Source organism: Micromonospora sp. CA-263727, assembly GCF_050942455.1.
Lineage (GTDB): Bacteria > Actinomycetota > Actinomycetes > Mycobacteriales > Micromonosporaceae > Micromonospora.
Map to the genome: position 1 here is coordinate 3,698,246 of NZ_CP192031.1, position 14,702 is coordinate 3,712,947.

Sequence of the window (14,702 nt, forward strand, 5' to 3'; positions counted from 1 at the left end):
TCAGCCCTCCTGGGACTCTGCGGCCGGCGCGGCGGGCTCGGCCGGGCGGCGCAGCGGGTAGCGGAACCGGCGCAGCGCCGGGACGGTCAGCGTGGTCACCACGGCGTACGCCGCCGGGGAGAGCCCGGCGACCCACTCGCTGTCGCCGGTCACCGGCACCGCGCCCACCCGGTGCCGGGACGGGTTGCCGGCCACCGAGTGGGTCGGCGCGAGCCGGACCGCGCCGGCGCTGGTGAACGGCAGGTCGGCCGGCTCCACCCCGGCGAAGCGGGCGATCGTCCGGATCGATTCCTGCGGGGCGGCGACGAAGTCCTCGTACCGCATCCGCAGGTAGCGGTCGGGGCGGCGGTGCGCCCACAGCCGTGCCGTGGCGGTGTTCCAGGCCAGCCAGAGCAGCGCCGCCTTCCAGACCGGCGGGCGGCTCATCAGCCGCGCGTCGTCGGCGCCGTCCAGGCCCCGCCGACGCCGCCAGGAGAAGGCGGTGGCCCGGGGGTCGCGCACCAGGTGCAGCACGCGCAGGTCGATTCCGGGTAGCGCGCCGAGCAGCGCGCCGTACGGCGGCAGCTTCGAGGAATCCACGATCAGCGGCGGGCTCTGCGCTCCGGCGCGGCCGACGTGCGCGGCGATCGCCGGGTACAGGGCGGCGACGGCGGCGTCATCGGGATGCCCGGCGACCGGCGGCCGGCCCTGCCGGTCTCGGCCCAGCAGGCCCGGCAGGCCACGCAGGCGCAACCGCCGGCGCAGCCCGTCGGCGATCCGCGCCGGGTCGGCGGGCGGCAGCGACGCCATCACCGCGCTCCAGAGCGGACAGTCCCGGAACGGCAGCCCGCAGCCGCACGGCCGGTTCTCCACCGCGCCGCGCTGCCACAGATAGCGAAGCTCGCCGGCGGCGAAGACCCCGTCGAGCTGGCCGAGGATGGTGGTGACCAGGGTGCTGCCGCTGCGGCCGCTGCCCGCCAGGTAGAGCACCCGCACCCCGCTCACCGGGCCACCGTGGCGGCGGCGAGGGCGTAGGCATCACGCAGCCGGGACAGGTGCGCCGCCGGGGTGAAGTCCCGCTCCACCTTGGCCCGGCCGGCACGGCCCATCGCCCGCGACCGGGCCGGGTCGGCCAGCAGCCGGCCGAGCGCCGCGGCGAGCGCCGGCGGGTCCTCGGCGGGCACGATCTCGCCGTCCACTCCGGCGTCGATCAGCTCCGGCAGGCCGCCCAGGTCGGTGCCGACCACCGGCACCCCGCACCCGAACGCCTCCAGCACCGCCATCGGCTGGTTCTCGTGCCACCGCGACGGTACGGCGACCACCGCGCACGCCCGGACCAGCCCGTGCAACTCGGTCTTGCCCAGCCGGCCGTGGAAGCGGATCCGCCCCGGCGCTCGCCGCCGGGCCAGCTCCTCCAGCGCCGGCCGGGCCGGGCCGTCTCCGGCGATGTGCACGGGCACCCCGTCCGGCAGGGCCGCGACCGCTTCGATCAGCACGTCGACGCCCTTCTCGGTGGCGAGCCGGCCGGCGTAGAGCACGCCGCCGCCGGGGGCGTCCTTGACCGGCAGGCCGGCGACGTCGACGAAGTGGTTCACCACGTGCAGCCGCTCCGGATAGACACCGGCCCGGCGCATCACGTCGGCCAGGAACCGGCTCGGGCTCACGAACACCTGCACCGGGTCGTACGCCCGCAGGGTCCGGTGCAGCCACGACTCGACGGCGAGCAGCGCGCTCGCCGCCAGCGAGCCGTCCTTGCAGCGCCGCCGGGCCGCCGCCAGCGGCCCGGCGGCGACGCAGACCTGGCAGAGCGCACCGCGGTCGAGCAGTTGGTAGCTGGGGCAGGCGAGCTTGTAGTCGTGCAGGGTCAACACGCAGGGCACCCCGACCGCCCGCGCCGCGGCGAGCACCGACGGCGACAGCTGGTGGTAGATGTTGTGCAGGTGCACGATGTCGGGCCGGAAGTCGTCGATGACCCGGGCCAGTCCCCGCCGGCTCTGCGGTGACCAGATCATGCGGGCCGCGGTCGCGACGCGCGGGCGAAGACCGCGCGCCACCGGCTCCAGCTCCACCTGGGACGGAAAGAACCGGGCGTACGCCAGTGGCGACGCGTTGTCGGGATGGTCCATGCCGAAGTACTCGACCCGGTCCCCCGCCGCCCGCTGTAGCTCGGCGAGGTCGAGCAGGTAGCCCTCGGCGCCGCCCCGGCGGTAGAGGAACTTGTTCACATGCAGCACACGCATCGGTTCGGCCTGCTCACGTCGACTTTGCCGGGTCGCCGATCCCGGATGTGGTGACACGGGCGGTTCGGGGCACCGCCAGCGCCACACGCTATGCAGGGCCCGTGCGGCCCGTCCAGTTCACGATTGTCCATCTGGCTGAACGGATGATCTCCGTTTGCCCGTACGGTCCGCGGTCTGGTCTTCGGCCGTGGCCTGCGTATAGCCTGGCTCGGGCCCGCCTCGCCCAGCCCGGCCGACGCAGCGGCTGGTGGCCCTGACCCGAGGAGGACCGGTGCCCCACCCGGACGACGAACCCTCCGCGCTGGTCTACACCGCGCGGCGCGTCGCGCGGCACCTGCGCTGGGCCCGCACCGAGGGGCTGCGGCGACTGGTCGAGGAGGACCGGCTCAACCCGGTCGAGCGGGCCGGCACCGCGCTGGCCAAGGCCCGGTGGCGGCGACGCCACGGTGTTCCGGCCGGGCAGGCACGGCCGGTCTACCTGGTCGGGTTGCAACGATCCGGGACCAACATGCTGGTGCGGGGTCTGGCCGCCGCGCCCGAGTTCGAGGTGCGCAACGAGAACGACCGGCGGTTGTTCCACCGCTTCCAGCTGCGCCCGGACGCCGTGTTGACCGCCACGATCCGGCGTAGCCGGCACGCGTACATACTGGTCAAGCCGCTCTGCGAGAGTCACCGGGTGGACGAGCTGCTGGCCCTGCCCGGCGTCCGGTCCGGTCGGGCGCTGTGGGCCTGGCGCGATGTGGACGACCGGGCCCGCTCCGAGGTCGCCAAGTTCGGCGACGCCAACCTGCGGGCGTTACGCGCGATCGCCGACGGCAGCATCGGTGGCCGCTGGCAGGGGCAGCGCCTCGACGCCGAGGCGTACGAGCTGATCCACGGCTTCGACTACGACCGGATGGATCCGCACACCGCGGCGGCCCTGTTCTGGTACGTGCGCAACAGCCTGTACTTCCGGCTCGGCCTGGACCGCCGCGACGACGTGCTGCTCTGCTCCTATCAGGCGCTGACCGCCGACCCACGGCGGCACCTGGGCCGGGTCTGCGGGTTCCTCGACTTCCCGTACCATCCACGGCTGGCCGCCCACATCGCGCCACGCGCCCCGCGACGGCGGCCGCTCGCGCTCGACGCGCGGGTGCGGGCGCTCTGCGACTCGTTGACCGCGCGGCTGACCGCGGCGGGCGGCGACGCGCCCCCTCCCCGGCCCGCCCGGATCGCGCCGGGGCAGGACCATGGCTGACCCCACCTCGCCGGCCGCGCCGGGCCACGGGCCGATCTTCCTGGTCGGCTGCCAGCGTTCCGGCACCACCATGCTGCGTCTCGTGCTCGACTCCCACTCGCGCATCAGCTGCGGGCCGGAGACCCGTTTCCTGCCCGACCTACGCCGGATCGTCGGGCGCGACTGGGAGCGGCTGGCCCGCTTCGGCTTTCCCCGCGAGGACTGGCTGCGGCGCATCGCCGGCTTCTTCGGCGGTATCCATACCGACTACGCGGCGGCGCGGGGTAAGACCCGCTGGGCCGACAAGACCCCGCTGTACGCGTTGTCGATCGACTTCGTGACCGAGGTCTTCCCGGACGCGCAGATCGTGCACGTCATCCGCGACGGCCGGGACGTGGTGGTCTCGCACCGCAAGCGCTTCGGCTACTGGTCGGCGGTCAAGTGCGTGGTGAAGTGGCCGCGCTACATCCGCGCCGCCCGCGCCGCCGGCCGGGCGCTGCCCGCCGACCGCTACTACGAGCTGCGGTACGAGGACACCGTCGCCGACCCGGAGAAGGCGATGCGGGGGCTGTTCGAGTTTCTCGGCGAGCCGTGGGAGGAGGGCGTCCTGGACTACGGCGACAAGCAGCACGACGTGGCCCAGAAGTACACCACCGAGGCGCGGCGGCGGCGGGTCGCGGCGGGCACCGACAGTTCGATCTACGCCTCGCGGGTGGGCACGTACCGCCGGGAGCTGGATCCGTTCCTCCGCCTGCTGTGCTGGGTCTTCTCCGGCCGTACGCTGCGGGAGCTGGGCTACCGGTGAGGCGGGCGTGGCGGGTGGTGGCGCTGGCCACGGTGCTGCTGGTGGCGGGCTGCACCGGCGGCGGTGACCGCACGCCGGCGCGGACCCCACCCACCGGCTCCGCCGCGCCGCCGGTCTCCTCCGCCCCGCCGGCCGCCGGCACCGGCAACCCGTTCGGCGCGCACTGGGACTGGTCCCGCTACGACCAGTTCCGCCCCTATCTGCGTCAGCTCGGCGGATCGGCCACCTACCACGAGCTGAGCTGGTGCCACGTCGAGCGGGTCGCGGGACGGCCGGACTGGTCCCCGGTGGACCGGATCGCGCGGCGCACCCGGGATCTCGGCATCACGCTGAACCTCAAGATCCGCATTGGCACCTGCTGGGCGACCGGTGGCACCGCCGCGCACACCCGGGGCGCGGTCGGCAAGACCGAGTCGAGGATGCCCCTGGACCTGGCGGCCTACCAGACGTTCGTCCGGTCCGTGGTGACCCGGTACGCCCCGTACGGGGTGCGGCAGTACGCCATCGAGAACGAGGTCAACGCGCCGCAGTACTGGGCGGGCAGCCCGGAGGAGTACGCCCGCCTGGTGCGCGCCGCCGCCACCGCCGTGCACGAGGCCGACCCGGCGGCCCGGGTGGTCGACTCCGGCATCAGCAGCGTCGCGTACGGCTTCGGCATCGTCGACCGGCTGCTGCGGGAGGGGCGGGCCGACGACGCGGTCGCCGCCTACCGGGCGTACTTCCAGCGCCGGATCGGCACCCGGGGGCAGAAGATCCCGGCGGTGGGCGACGCGACGCGACTGCGGGCGGCGCTGGCCAACGCGGCGAACGTGCGCAACGTGGCGTTCCTCGCCGCCACCGAGGGGCTGATCGCCGAAGGCGTGGTCCAGCTCCGGCAGGTGCACTTCTACGAGCACGTCGACGGCGTGCCCGCGCTGCTGGACTATCTCCGGGCGCGCACCCCCGCCGGGGTGCCGGTCGAGGCGTGGGAGGTCGGCCAGTTCTGGCGCGACGGCGACGGCGACCCCGCCGGCCGGGCCGCCGAGATGGTCAAGGTGGTCTGCCAGCTGGTGGCCGGCGGCGTGCGGCAGGTGATGTGGCTGCCGCTGGCCTACCACCCCGACAACCGGGCGGGCGGCGAGGTGCGGTACGGCCTGCTCGACCCGGACGGGACCGAGCGGGACGCCGGCCGGATGATGGCGGCGCTGGTGGCCGCCGCCCGAGGGGCCACCGTCACGGCGGTCGCCGTGGGCGGGCTGACCGGGGTGGCCTTCGCCCGGCCGGGCGAGACGGACCTGGTGCTCTGGTCGACCTCCGGCGCGGAGGTGGCCGTCACCGGCGGGCCGGAGCTGCGCGGCGGGCCGGTCGGCGCGACGCCGCACGCCGCCGGGCAGGTGCGGGTCGGCGCGACGCCGGTGCTGCTGCGGTCGGGTCAGCCGCTCGACGACGTTCTCGCCGCGCTGCGCTGATCGCCGGCGGTTCCGACCGGAGTAGAACGGCGGCGGCGCAACGTCCGACACCTGTAGGTATCCCCGCGGCACGGGCGGCCCATAGCCTACGCACCACTCGACAACCGAAGGAGTGTGCATGCGTCGCAATGCGAGGCTCTGGCGGATAGCCGTCGCGGTGCTACCGGTCGCGGCGGTCGCCGTGCTGGGACCGGCGCCGTCGGCCCTGGCCCAGCAGCAGACGGCACCGTCGATCGTGGTCAGCGACGGGGTGACCCAGCCCGTCTTCGGGTACGCCGACGCGATCCGCGAGCGGGTCTTCGTCGAATCCACCTTCGACAGCGACGGCGACGGCCTGCGGGACGTGATCGCCTTCGACATCATGCGACCGAAGGCCACCGAGAACGGCCTGAAGGCGCCCGTCGTGATGGACGCCAGCCCCTACTACTCCACCGTCTGCCGCGGCAACGACTCACAGTGCAAGCAGGACTTCGACGGCGACGGGCTGCTCGACCTCTGGCCGCTGTTCTACGACAACTACTTCGTGCCGCGCGGCTACGCGGTGATCCTGCTGGACATGGCGGGCACCAACAAGTCGACCGGGTGCCCGACCACCGGCGGCGCCGCGGACAACCTGAGCGCCAAGATGGCGATCAACTGGCTCAACGGCCGGGCGGTCGGGCGTGACGCGGCCGGGCGGACCGTGAAGGCGAGCTGGCACAACGGCAAGACCGGCATGATCGGCAAGTCGTACGACGGCGCGCTCGCCATGGCGACGGCGGCGACCGGCGTCAGCGGCCTCTCCACCATCGTGCCGATCGGCGGCGTCGCCGAGTGGTATGACTACACCCGCAGCAACGGCCTGGTCACCCGCGGCAACCACTACCAGTCGTCGCTCTCCAACACGGTGACCGACCCGGACCGCCGGGCGTACTGCAAGCCGGTGCGGGACGCGCTGGCCGCCGACGACGGCGACGCGACCGGCGACTACTCGTCCTTCTGGAACGAGCGCAGCTACGTCAAGAAGGCGGACAAGGTCAAGGCCAGCGTCTTCATGATCCACGGCCTGAACGACAACAACGTCAAGCCGGACCACATGAGCAAGTTCTGGTACGCGATCGCCGAGCACAACGTGCCACGCAAGCTGTGGCTGCCGCAGGTGGGGCATGTCGACCCGTTCGACTTCCGCCGCGCCGAGTGGGTGCGGACGCTGCACCGCTGGTTCGACTTCTGGCTCCAGGACGTGCCGAACGGCATCATGGACGAGGACCAGGTCGACATCGAGCGGGCCGCCGACGTCTGGGAGACCCACACCAGCTGGCCGGTCCCCGGCACCGCCGACACCGAGGTCTTCCTCAAGACCGGCCCGAACGCGGGCTCGCTCGGCCTGGTGCCGGTCGCCAGGCCGGCCACCGGCACGTTCCAGGACACCCCGAGCCAGAGCCAGACCACGATGGTCACCAACCCGACCACGGTGAGCGCCAACCGGCTCGTCTTCCTCTCCGAGCCGCTCAGCGCGCCGCTGCACATCTCCGGCACGCCCACCGTGCGGCTGCGCGCCTCGGCTGACCAGGCCGACACCAACTTCGGCGTCATCCTGGTCGACTACGGGCGGGCCGAGCGGGTCGCCCACACCCAGAGCGGTGAGGGCATCACCACCCTGACCACGAAGGACTGCTGGGGCGGGAGCAGCCCGACCGACGACGGCTGCTTCCGGCAGACCACCAAGCGGGTGGCGACCACCGACTACGAGGTGGTCACCAAGGGCGTGCTGGACGCGCTGAACCGCCAGTCGGTGCGCAACACGGTGCCGCTGGCGCCGGGTGCGACGTACAACTTCGACTTCCCGCTGCTGCCGGAGGACTACGTCTTCGAGGCCGGGCACCAGATCGGGGTCATCGTGGTGGGCAGCTACTCCGGTTACCCCAGCCAGGTCGTCCAGACCCGGGCCAACATCGAGGTGGCGCTGAAGAGCAGCAAGGTCACCCTGCCGGTCGTGGGCGGGGCCGCCGCCGCGCACGCCGCCGGGCTCTGATCCGATCCGTGACGCACCACGACGGGCGCCCCCGGTGTTGCCGGGGGCGCCCGTCCGGTTCCGCCCGCCGACCGGCGAGCCGGGCTCGGGCGGCCGGGCTCAGGGGGCGAGGACCAGGGTTTTCAGCGAGCTGTCCAGCGTCGCCGCGTCCACCCCACCCGGCCAGCCGCGCAGCAGCCGGCCGCCCCTGCTCACCAGCACGACGCCGGGGGGCTCGCGCATCGCGTACGCCCGCCAGACCTCCATCGCCGGATCCGTCGCGACCGGATAGTCGACCCGGTGGGCGCGGAGGAAGTCGACGAGCGCCGCCGGCTTGTCGTCGCTGGCGACGCCGACGAAGACCACCCGGTCCCGGTAGGCGCCGGCCAGGTCGCTGAGCGCGTCCTGCCGCTCCGCGCAGGTGGCGCACCACGAGGCAAAGAAGACCAGCACGACGGGGCGGTCCGCCCAGAGCCGCGCGACCTCCAGCGAGCTGCCGTCGGTGAGGGTGGCGGTGAACTTCGGCGCGGTCGGCGCCGAGGCCGGCGGGTCGCGCAGCGCCAGCCCGGTCGGCGCCGGGCCCGGCAGCGCCGCCGCACCGCCGGGCACGACGGCGGGCGGCTCGGCATCGGCGTCCGAGCAGCCGCCGAGGGCCAGCGCCACCACCAGCGGGACGGACAGCCACCTCGACACGTGCCCACGGCCACGGTCCGGGTGGCGGGCGGGACGCCTCACGGGACCACCGCCACCAGCGACGGGCCCTCGGCGTTGTCCCGGTCGATGGTCAGCTCGATCGGCGGCCGGTCGTCGACCGCCAGCCGGTAAGCGGTGCGCTCCGGGACACGCACCGGGATGGCGAACGCACAGTACGTGGGGACCCGCTCGACTCCGAGGTCCTCCTCGAAGGCCGCCACCGCGGTGCCGGCGGGCAACTCGCCGCTGACCAGCGTCCCGCCGTCGGCGTCGGTCAGCCGGTACTGCGCCGTCCGGTGCAGGAACACGTACGGGCCGGTGCCGGCGCAGTCCACGCCGGCCGCCCGGATGTTGATGTCCCGTACCAGCACCCGGACGGTGACCGGCGAGGCCGCCTCGGCCGCGCCGCCCCGGTCGCATCCGACGGCGGCCAGCAACACCGACACCATGATCAGCAGTTTCCGGCCCACTGAAGGCACGCGCCACCTCCTCTCTCTCCTCGATTGCCTCCGCCCGGCCACGGTGACCGTGGCCGGGCGGATCGTCTCGGCGAACCACCCGGGGTCTCCCCGGAGTCGGCGTCTCCGCCGGAGACCCCAGGTGCTCCACCACCCGGTCAGCGGGGTGGGGTCACCTGCTGACCTGGCACATCTTGGTGACGGTCTTGCTCGGGTCGCTCTCGGAGGTGGCGGTCAGGCGCACGTGGCCGGTGGCCGCCGCCGTCTTCGTCGCCCCCACGGAGACCTTCACCGTGGTCGACTTGCCGAACTTCGCCGTCGCCAGCTCGTTCGGCAGCCAGACGCGCCACCCCTCACCGACCGCCTCCGCCGACAGGCGGTACACGTCCGACTTGAGGTAGGCGTTGACGTTCTCCGGGTGCGCCTGGCCGCCGGCCGAGAAGGAGCCGGTGTTGGTCAGCTCGAAGGAGCAGTTGACGCCCTTGTTGGTGGGCTTGGTGGCCGGGGTGCTGACCCAGCCCTCGGAGAGCTCGACACCGCGCCGGCTCGAACCGCCGTTGCCGTCCAGCGACTTCACCGCGACCGTGTACGTCAGGATCCCGTCAGCGGTGCGCTTGAGGTCGATGACGTAGAAGTGCAGCCGGTTGGCCTCGTCGGTGTACTCGTACTGGCTGCCCGAGTCCGCACCGGCGTGGAACAGGGCGTCGGACAACTGCCGGTAGTCCCCCATGGTGATCTTCTGTGGGGTGCCGTCCGGCCGGTAGAAGTCGATCATGTCGATGTCCTGCGGGTTCGCGTCGATCACCCACTGGAACGGCGCGCTGTCCGCGTTCTTGGTCTTGCTGACCAGCACGCCGGAGTCCGGAGTGAACGAGTCCGCGCCCATCCGGTCGACGACCTCGACGGTGTAGTTGTTGAAGTTGCCGCCGTCACAGAGCGGGTCGGCGGTGACGCTACAGGACGGCGACAGGTCCTTGTTCATGGCGATGTTGATGCCGGTCAGGCCGCCCGGGCCGGCGTCGACGGCCCGCGCGGTCACCTGCGCGACCACCATTCCCGAGGAGGACAGCGCCTCGCGGGAGAGCCGCAGCAGGTGCTCCTCGCCGAGCAGGCCAATCTTGATCTTGTCGCGCACGGTGTGCAGCGAGCCCATCGAGCCGCCGTTGGTCGGCGGAATCTGCCACCGGGTGTGCGGGCCGCCCGGCCCGTTGAACGTGCCGCGCGACATCATGCTCCAGATGCCGGTGTACGCGCGGCGCAACGGAACGCCGTAGGGGTTGTTGTAGTTGTCCCCGATGGTGAGCAGGTGGGTCAGCTCGTGGGCGTACACGCCCATGCCCGAACTCTCCGCCTGGGTCGAGGAGTTGCCGCTGGCGTTCGGCCAGATGGTGGCGGCGGCCTTCCACGACGTCCACTCGACGTAGCGGGTCTTCGCCCAGTTCGGCAGGGTGGGGTCCGGTGGGCCCCACGCGGCCGGGATGTCCTCCTTGTTCTGGAAGAGCATCTGGCCGAACTCCTGCCAGGTCGAGGATTCGTCCTGCCCGGCGGAGAGGATGAAGATCAGCTCGAACTGGTTGGCGACATCGTTGCCGACGGCGGCCCGCCAGGCGCCCAGGCCGTCGGTGCGGATGTTCCGGTTGCAGGTCTCACCGGTCGGGCAGGCGCCCGGGTTGAAGCTGTTGTCGATGCCGTACTGGTAGGACTTCGACGGCATCGTGTACGGCCCGAAGCCGGTGAGGTCGACGCCGTACCGGCCGTTGGAGTCCTGCATCCAGTATTCGTGCAGGGTGTGCCCCTTGTTGAGGGCGTTGGGGGTGTTGAGGAAGTCCTGGTAGAACGTGGCCACCTGGTCGCGCGGGATGTTCGACGCGGTCGACTGGGGGTTGCCGAAGACCGTCGAACGTGCCCGCTGGGTGATGACGAACGGCTGGTCCGAGTAGTCGAGCGTGACCAGTGCGATCTTGAAGTTGCGAATCGACCCCTTGACGCTCGGGTCGGCCCAGTTCTTGTTCGGCACGGCCCGGTAGTCGCTCCAGGTCATGTCGTCCGGGCTCTGCCAGGTCTGCGGATCGTACACCTCGAACGGGCCGGTGCCGCCGGCCGGGTTGCCCGGTGCGGCGGAAGCCGGCACGGTCGCGGCCGACACGACCAGGGCGGTCGCGATGGTGGCGACCAGCACCGAGCGTCGCGCCCGCGAGCCTCTCCTGCTGAGCAGGTGCATCCAAGTCACCCTTCGTTGATGGTGAGGGTGGCGCGCGGACGCCCTCGATCGAGAGAGGACCGCCCGTGGCGCGCCGTGCTGGCGAATCTAGAGTTCGAGGCAGCCGCCGGTCACCATGCAGATGTCGGCAGGTCGTCGCCGCTCTTGCGACAGATGCCGGAAGACGATCACTTCCGCGCGGGCCAGCTCTGCGACCAGCCGAGCAGCGCGGCGAGCCGGGCGTTGTGCGGGGCGAACCCGGCGGCCAGCTCGCCGCGCAGCGGGTCGGTGAGTTCCGACGGTCCACGGTCGACGCGGCGGGTGTGCCGGGCGAACCCGGGCGGCCGGAACGGCGCCAGGTCGAGGAAATTCAGCACCTTCGCGTAGACGGTGGCCGGATCGGCGTACAGATCCTCGCTGCGCAGCACCAGCAGCCGGCTCTCCGGCACGTACGCCAACCACCGTTCCAGCTGCTCGGCGTAGCGCCCGCGCGCCAGATAGGAGTGGTGCCGCAGGGCGGTGTGCGCCGACCGGGTGTCCGGGCCACGGCGCAGGGCCACGGCGAGGCGCTCCGGCTCGGCGCGCAGCGCATCGGCGAACGACAGCGGCTCCGCGCCGTACGAGCGGGTGTGCAGGTAATGGGAGTAGGCCCGCTCGACCGGGTCGCGCAGCAGCGCGACGAACCGCGCCCGGGGCAGGGTGGCCGCCACCCGCTGCGGCACGCTCGGGTGGAAGAGGTAGTACGGGCTCGCTTCGAAGCTGCGAAGGCCGGGGACCGCCGCCGGGAAGTGCGCCCGGTACCAGCGTTCGCCGCGGCCGTGGTGGAGGCTGAAGAACTGCAACTCCTTGCCGGTCGCGACGCGCACCTCGGGATGGCCGGCAAGGTAGTGGTAGAGCGAGGTGGTGCCGCACCGCTGCCCGCCGATGACCAGGAAGTCGGGCAGCGCGCCGGGCGTCAGCATCCGTCCCCAGGCCCGGGCGCTGCGCACGGTGCGGCGCAGCCGGTCGACCGCGCCACGGCGACCGGCCCCGGTCATCGCCCCACCGCCGCCGCGCCGGAGGGGCTGGCGACCTCGCCGTCGTCACCCCGGCCCGGCCGCCGGCGCGCCAGCGTACGCAGCACCAGCACGTCCTCCCGGCTCAGTCCCAGGGCGAGCACCCCGCCGAGGTAGACCGCGACGATGACGACCAGGCCCACCGCGGTCTGCGCCGGCCAACCCGGCACCAGCCAGCGCGCTCCCAACCCGGCGAGCAGGGCGATCGCCCCGGCCGCGAGCCCCTTGAGCATGCCGGCGCTGACCGGCAGGGCCCGGATCAGCGCCCGGACCTGTAGCACCCGGGCCAGGTTGACCGCGGCCAGCGACACCGCCCACGCGACGGCCGCTCCGACGATGCCGTACGCCGGGATCAGCCAGAGGTTGAGCAGCACGTTGAGCAGCAGCACGGCGAGATTGTCGTACATGTTGAGGGCCACCCGGCCGGACATGTTCAGCACCGTGCCGCAGGGCCCGGTGGCCGCGTTCACCAGCTGGCCGGCGGCGAGGATCACGGTGACCGTCGCGCCGGCGGCGAAGGTCCCGCCGAAGAGCCGCAGCAGGTCGTCGGGGAAGACCAGCAGCGCCACGAACGCGGGCAGGGACAGTCGCACCACCCAGCCGGTCGCGGCGCGGTAGATGCGCCGTACCTCGGTCATCCGCTCCTGGTGGTAGAGATAGGCGAGATGCGGACCGAGCGCCGCGTTGATCGGGGCCAGCACGAAGATGGCGACGGTGACCAGGCGGGTGGCCACGTTGTAGACCCCGACGTCCTCGCCGCTGCCGAGCGCGCCGAGCAGCAGCGTGTCCATCCAGATGAGCCCGGTCGCCGACAGCGACGACACCCAGCTCACCGTCGAGAAGCTGAACAACTGGCGGGGCCGGTATGCCGCCGGGGCCGGCGGGACCGTGCGCAGCAGCCGACGGAGCGCGCCGAGCGCCAGCGCGGCGGCCGACCAGGCGGCACCGACGAGCGCCCAGTACGCGCCGGTCAGGCCCGCCCCGGTGACCAGCGCCAGGGCGGTGAGCGCGAGCCGGGTCGCCGGCTCGTAGACCTGTCCCACGAGGGTGAAATACCGCTGGGTGCGCCAGCCCCGGGTGGCCGCCAGCGCCGCCTCGCACAGGGTCGAGGCGGGCAGGGTCAACGCCACGAGCCGCAGGCCGGTGGTGAGCTGCGGGTCGTGCAGGAGCGCGGCGAGCCACGGTGCGGCCACGGCGAGCCCGGCCCCGATCACGGTGGCCGACCCGGCGGAGATCAGCAGCCCGAGCCGGACCGTGCCCCGGATGGCGGCCGGGTCGTCGTCGGCGAGGTGCACCGCCACGAAGCGGGTCAGCCCGGCCCGGAAGCCGGAGAGCGAGAGCAACCCGAGCAGCGCCAGCACGGCGTAGCACTGGGCGTACCGACCGACCTGCGTGATGCCCAGCCCCCGGGCCAGCAGCAGCATGACCACGAAGACCGCCGCCTGGCTGAGGATCGCCCCGGCCAGGTTGAGTCCACCGCCCCGCGCGATGCCGCGCAGGTGCTCCTCGCCGGCATCGGCGGTGGAGCGCGCCGAGGTCACCTCACCGATCCGCTCGGCCCGTCCGACTCGCCGCTGGACCCGGCGGCCGCGGGGTCGCTGGTCCCACCGTCGGCTTCCGCCCGTGGGCCGGGAATGGCCGGGCCGGCCGGTGCCACGGAGGTGCCGCGGGCCCGCGACAGCAGTTCGAGGAACGCGACCAGCACCACCGCGATCAGCAGGCCGGCACCGGCCACCGGCAGGGCGGTGCGCAGCAGGGCGGTGCGCCGCGACACCGGTTCGGTCGCTCCGACACTGGTGACCTGCGCCGGGTCGGCCGCCTGGATCTGCGCGCGAGCCGCCTGCAGGCTCTGGCGCGCCTGGCCGAGGGTGCTCGTCGCCGCGTCCCGCTGCGCGAGCAGCGCCTGGTAGTCGGGGAGCTTGGGGCCGATCCCGTCGAGGCGTCGCTGCGCGGCGTCGATGGCCCGGGTGACCGCGGTCAGGCCCCGGCCGTTGCCGACCGCCTCCATGGTCAACTGCTGCTGCCGCAGGCTGGCCAGTTCGTTGAGGGTGGCCTGATAGAGCCGGTCCGGCTGGGACACCTTGTGCGTCTTCTCCCAGTCACCGATGGCCCTGGTGGCCGCGGTCACATCGGCGCTGGCCGCCGCCACCTCCTGGGTGGCGATGTCCAGCTGGGAGGAGAACAGGAAGGTCAGCGCCTGGGCCGAGGCCGCCGAGAGCACCGGGGTCACGGTGTCCCGCCGCGTCGCGGTGTAGCTGATCTCGATCTGGCTGCTCGCGCCGACCTGGGTCACCCTCAACCCGTCGCGCAGCGCACCCGCGGCGACCCCGGTGTCCGCGGCGACCTGGTCGATCACCTTCGGTGACCGCACCGCGGCGCTGAACGCCGCGACGAACTGGTTCGCCGCCTGCTGCCCGGTGTACTGCTGGGCGGCGGCGCCGCCGACAAGCGCCGGGGCCGCCACGTACGCGGTGCCCGTGTACTGCTGCGGTGCGAGCAGCACGACGGTGGCGGCGATACCGGTCGCCAGGACCGGCACCCCCGCCAGCACCCACAGCCGCCGCCGCGCGACCCGCAGGTAGTCGACGATTTCCACCCTTGTGCTCCCCACTTCT

12 protein-coding genes are annotated in these 14,702 nt (G+C 73.1%); 4 read left to right on the plus strand and 8 right to left on the minus strand.

The window, feature by feature from the left end; translation table 11 throughout:
* The gene (locus ACQPYA_RS16355; RefSeq protein ID WP_433527945.1) at positions 1-984 is read right to left on the minus strand and encodes a sulfotransferase family protein; all 984 of its coding nucleotides are present in this window, start codon (positions 982-984) and stop codon (positions 1-3) included.
* Positions 981-2,219, minus strand: coding sequence for a glycosyltransferase (locus tag ACQPYA_RS16360; RefSeq protein WP_433527946.1), 1,239 nt, complete (start codon positions 2,217-2,219; stop codon positions 981-983). Before ACQPYA_RS16360 ends, ACQPYA_RS16355 begins: the two co-directional genes overlap by 4 nt.
* Before the next feature lie 271 nt (positions 2,220-2,490).
* Here ACQPYA_RS16360 and ACQPYA_RS16365 point away from each other — a divergent pair, with 271 nt between their 5' ends.
* The 4 genes from ACQPYA_RS16365 to ACQPYA_RS16380 all read left to right on the plus strand — a co-directional run bounded on the left by ACQPYA_RS16365 (position 2,491) and on the right by ACQPYA_RS16380 (position 7,702).
* Positions 2,491-3,456: a hypothetical protein gene (locus ACQPYA_RS16365; RefSeq protein WP_433527947.1), complete on the plus strand. Its 966-nt coding sequence runs from the start codon at positions 2,491-2,493 to the stop codon at positions 3,454-3,456.
* Positions 3,449-4,240 carry a sulfotransferase family protein gene (locus tag ACQPYA_RS16370; RefSeq protein WP_433527948.1) on the plus strand — a complete coding sequence of 264 codons (792 nt, stop codon included), beginning with the start codon at positions 3,449-3,451 and terminating at the stop codon, positions 4,238-4,240. Before ACQPYA_RS16365 ends, ACQPYA_RS16370 begins: the two co-directional genes overlap by 8 nt.
* Positions 4,237-5,688: a hypothetical protein gene (locus tag ACQPYA_RS16375; protein ID WP_433527949.1), complete on the plus strand. Its 1,452-nt coding sequence runs from the start codon at positions 4,237-4,239 to the stop codon at positions 5,686-5,688. Before ACQPYA_RS16370 ends, ACQPYA_RS16375 begins: the two co-directional genes overlap by 4 nt.
* Positions 5,689-5,806: 118 nt before the next feature.
* Complete coding sequence (locus ACQPYA_RS16380) at positions 5,807-7,702, plus strand: Xaa-Pro dipeptidyl-peptidase (protein ID WP_433527950.1); 1,896 nt, start codon at positions 5,807-5,809, stop codon at positions 7,700-7,702.
* Between the two features lie 99 nt (positions 7,703-7,801).
* Here the strand turns inward: ACQPYA_RS16380 and ACQPYA_RS16385 are convergent, their stop codons facing one another.
* The 6 genes from ACQPYA_RS16385 to ACQPYA_RS16410 form a co-directional block, all read right to left on the minus strand.
* Positions 7,802-8,416: a TlpA family protein disulfide reductase gene (locus tag ACQPYA_RS16385; RefSeq protein ID WP_433527951.1), complete on the minus strand. Its 615-nt coding sequence runs from the start codon at positions 8,414-8,416 to the stop codon at positions 7,802-7,804.
* Positions 8,413-8,853 carry a hypothetical protein gene (locus ACQPYA_RS16390; protein WP_433527952.1) on the minus strand — a complete coding sequence of 147 codons (441 nt, stop codon included), beginning with the start codon at positions 8,851-8,853 and terminating at the stop codon, positions 8,413-8,415. The genes ACQPYA_RS16385 and ACQPYA_RS16390 overlap by 4 nt, the downstream gene beginning before the upstream one ends.
* 151 nt (positions 8,854-9,004) lie before the next feature.
* Positions 9,005-11,053 carry a M6 family metalloprotease domain-containing protein gene (locus ACQPYA_RS16395; protein ID WP_433527953.1) on the minus strand — a complete coding sequence of 683 codons (2,049 nt, stop codon included), beginning with the start codon at positions 11,051-11,053 and terminating at the stop codon, positions 9,005-9,007.
* A gap of 167 nt (positions 11,054-11,220) precedes the next feature.
* Positions 11,221-12,069, minus strand: a complete 849-nt coding sequence (locus tag ACQPYA_RS16400) for a sulfotransferase family protein (protein ID WP_433527954.1) — start codon at positions 12,067-12,069, stop codon at positions 11,221-11,223.
* Positions 12,066-13,628, minus strand: a complete 1,563-nt coding sequence (locus tag ACQPYA_RS16405; RefSeq protein ID WP_433527955.1) for a flippase — start codon at positions 13,626-13,628, stop codon at positions 12,066-12,068. Before ACQPYA_RS16405 ends, ACQPYA_RS16400 begins: the two co-directional genes overlap by 4 nt.
* On the minus strand, positions 13,625-14,683 hold the full coding sequence (locus ACQPYA_RS16410; protein WP_433527956.1) for a Wzz/FepE/Etk N-terminal domain-containing protein: 1,059 nt from the start codon (positions 14,681-14,683) through the stop codon (positions 13,625-13,627). Before ACQPYA_RS16410 ends, ACQPYA_RS16405 begins: the two co-directional genes overlap by 4 nt.
* Between the last annotated feature and the right edge of the window lie 19 nt (positions 14,684-14,702).

Excerpts from the sequence above, each read along its gene's own strand:
- ACQPYA_RS16395 (WP_433527953.1), bottom strand. The coding sequence starts at position 11,053 with ATGCACCTGCTCAGCAGGAGAGGCTCGCGGGCGCGACGCTCGGTGCTG.
- ACQPYA_RS16380 (WP_433527950.1), top strand. The coding sequence starts at position 5,807 with ATGCGTCGCAATGCGAGGCTCTGGCGGATAGCCGTCGCGGTGCTACCG.
- ACQPYA_RS16360 (WP_433527946.1), bottom strand. The coding sequence starts at position 2,219 with ATGCGTGTGCTGCATGTGAACAAGTTCCTCTACCGCCGGGGCGGCGCC.
- ACQPYA_RS16400 (WP_433527954.1), bottom strand. The coding sequence starts at position 12,069 with ATGACCGGGGCCGGTCGCCGTGGCGCGGTCGACCGGCTGCGCCGCACC.
- ACQPYA_RS16370 (WP_433527948.1), top strand. The coding sequence starts at position 3,449 with ATGGCTGACCCCACCTCGCCGGCCGCGCCGGGCCACGGGCCGATCTTC.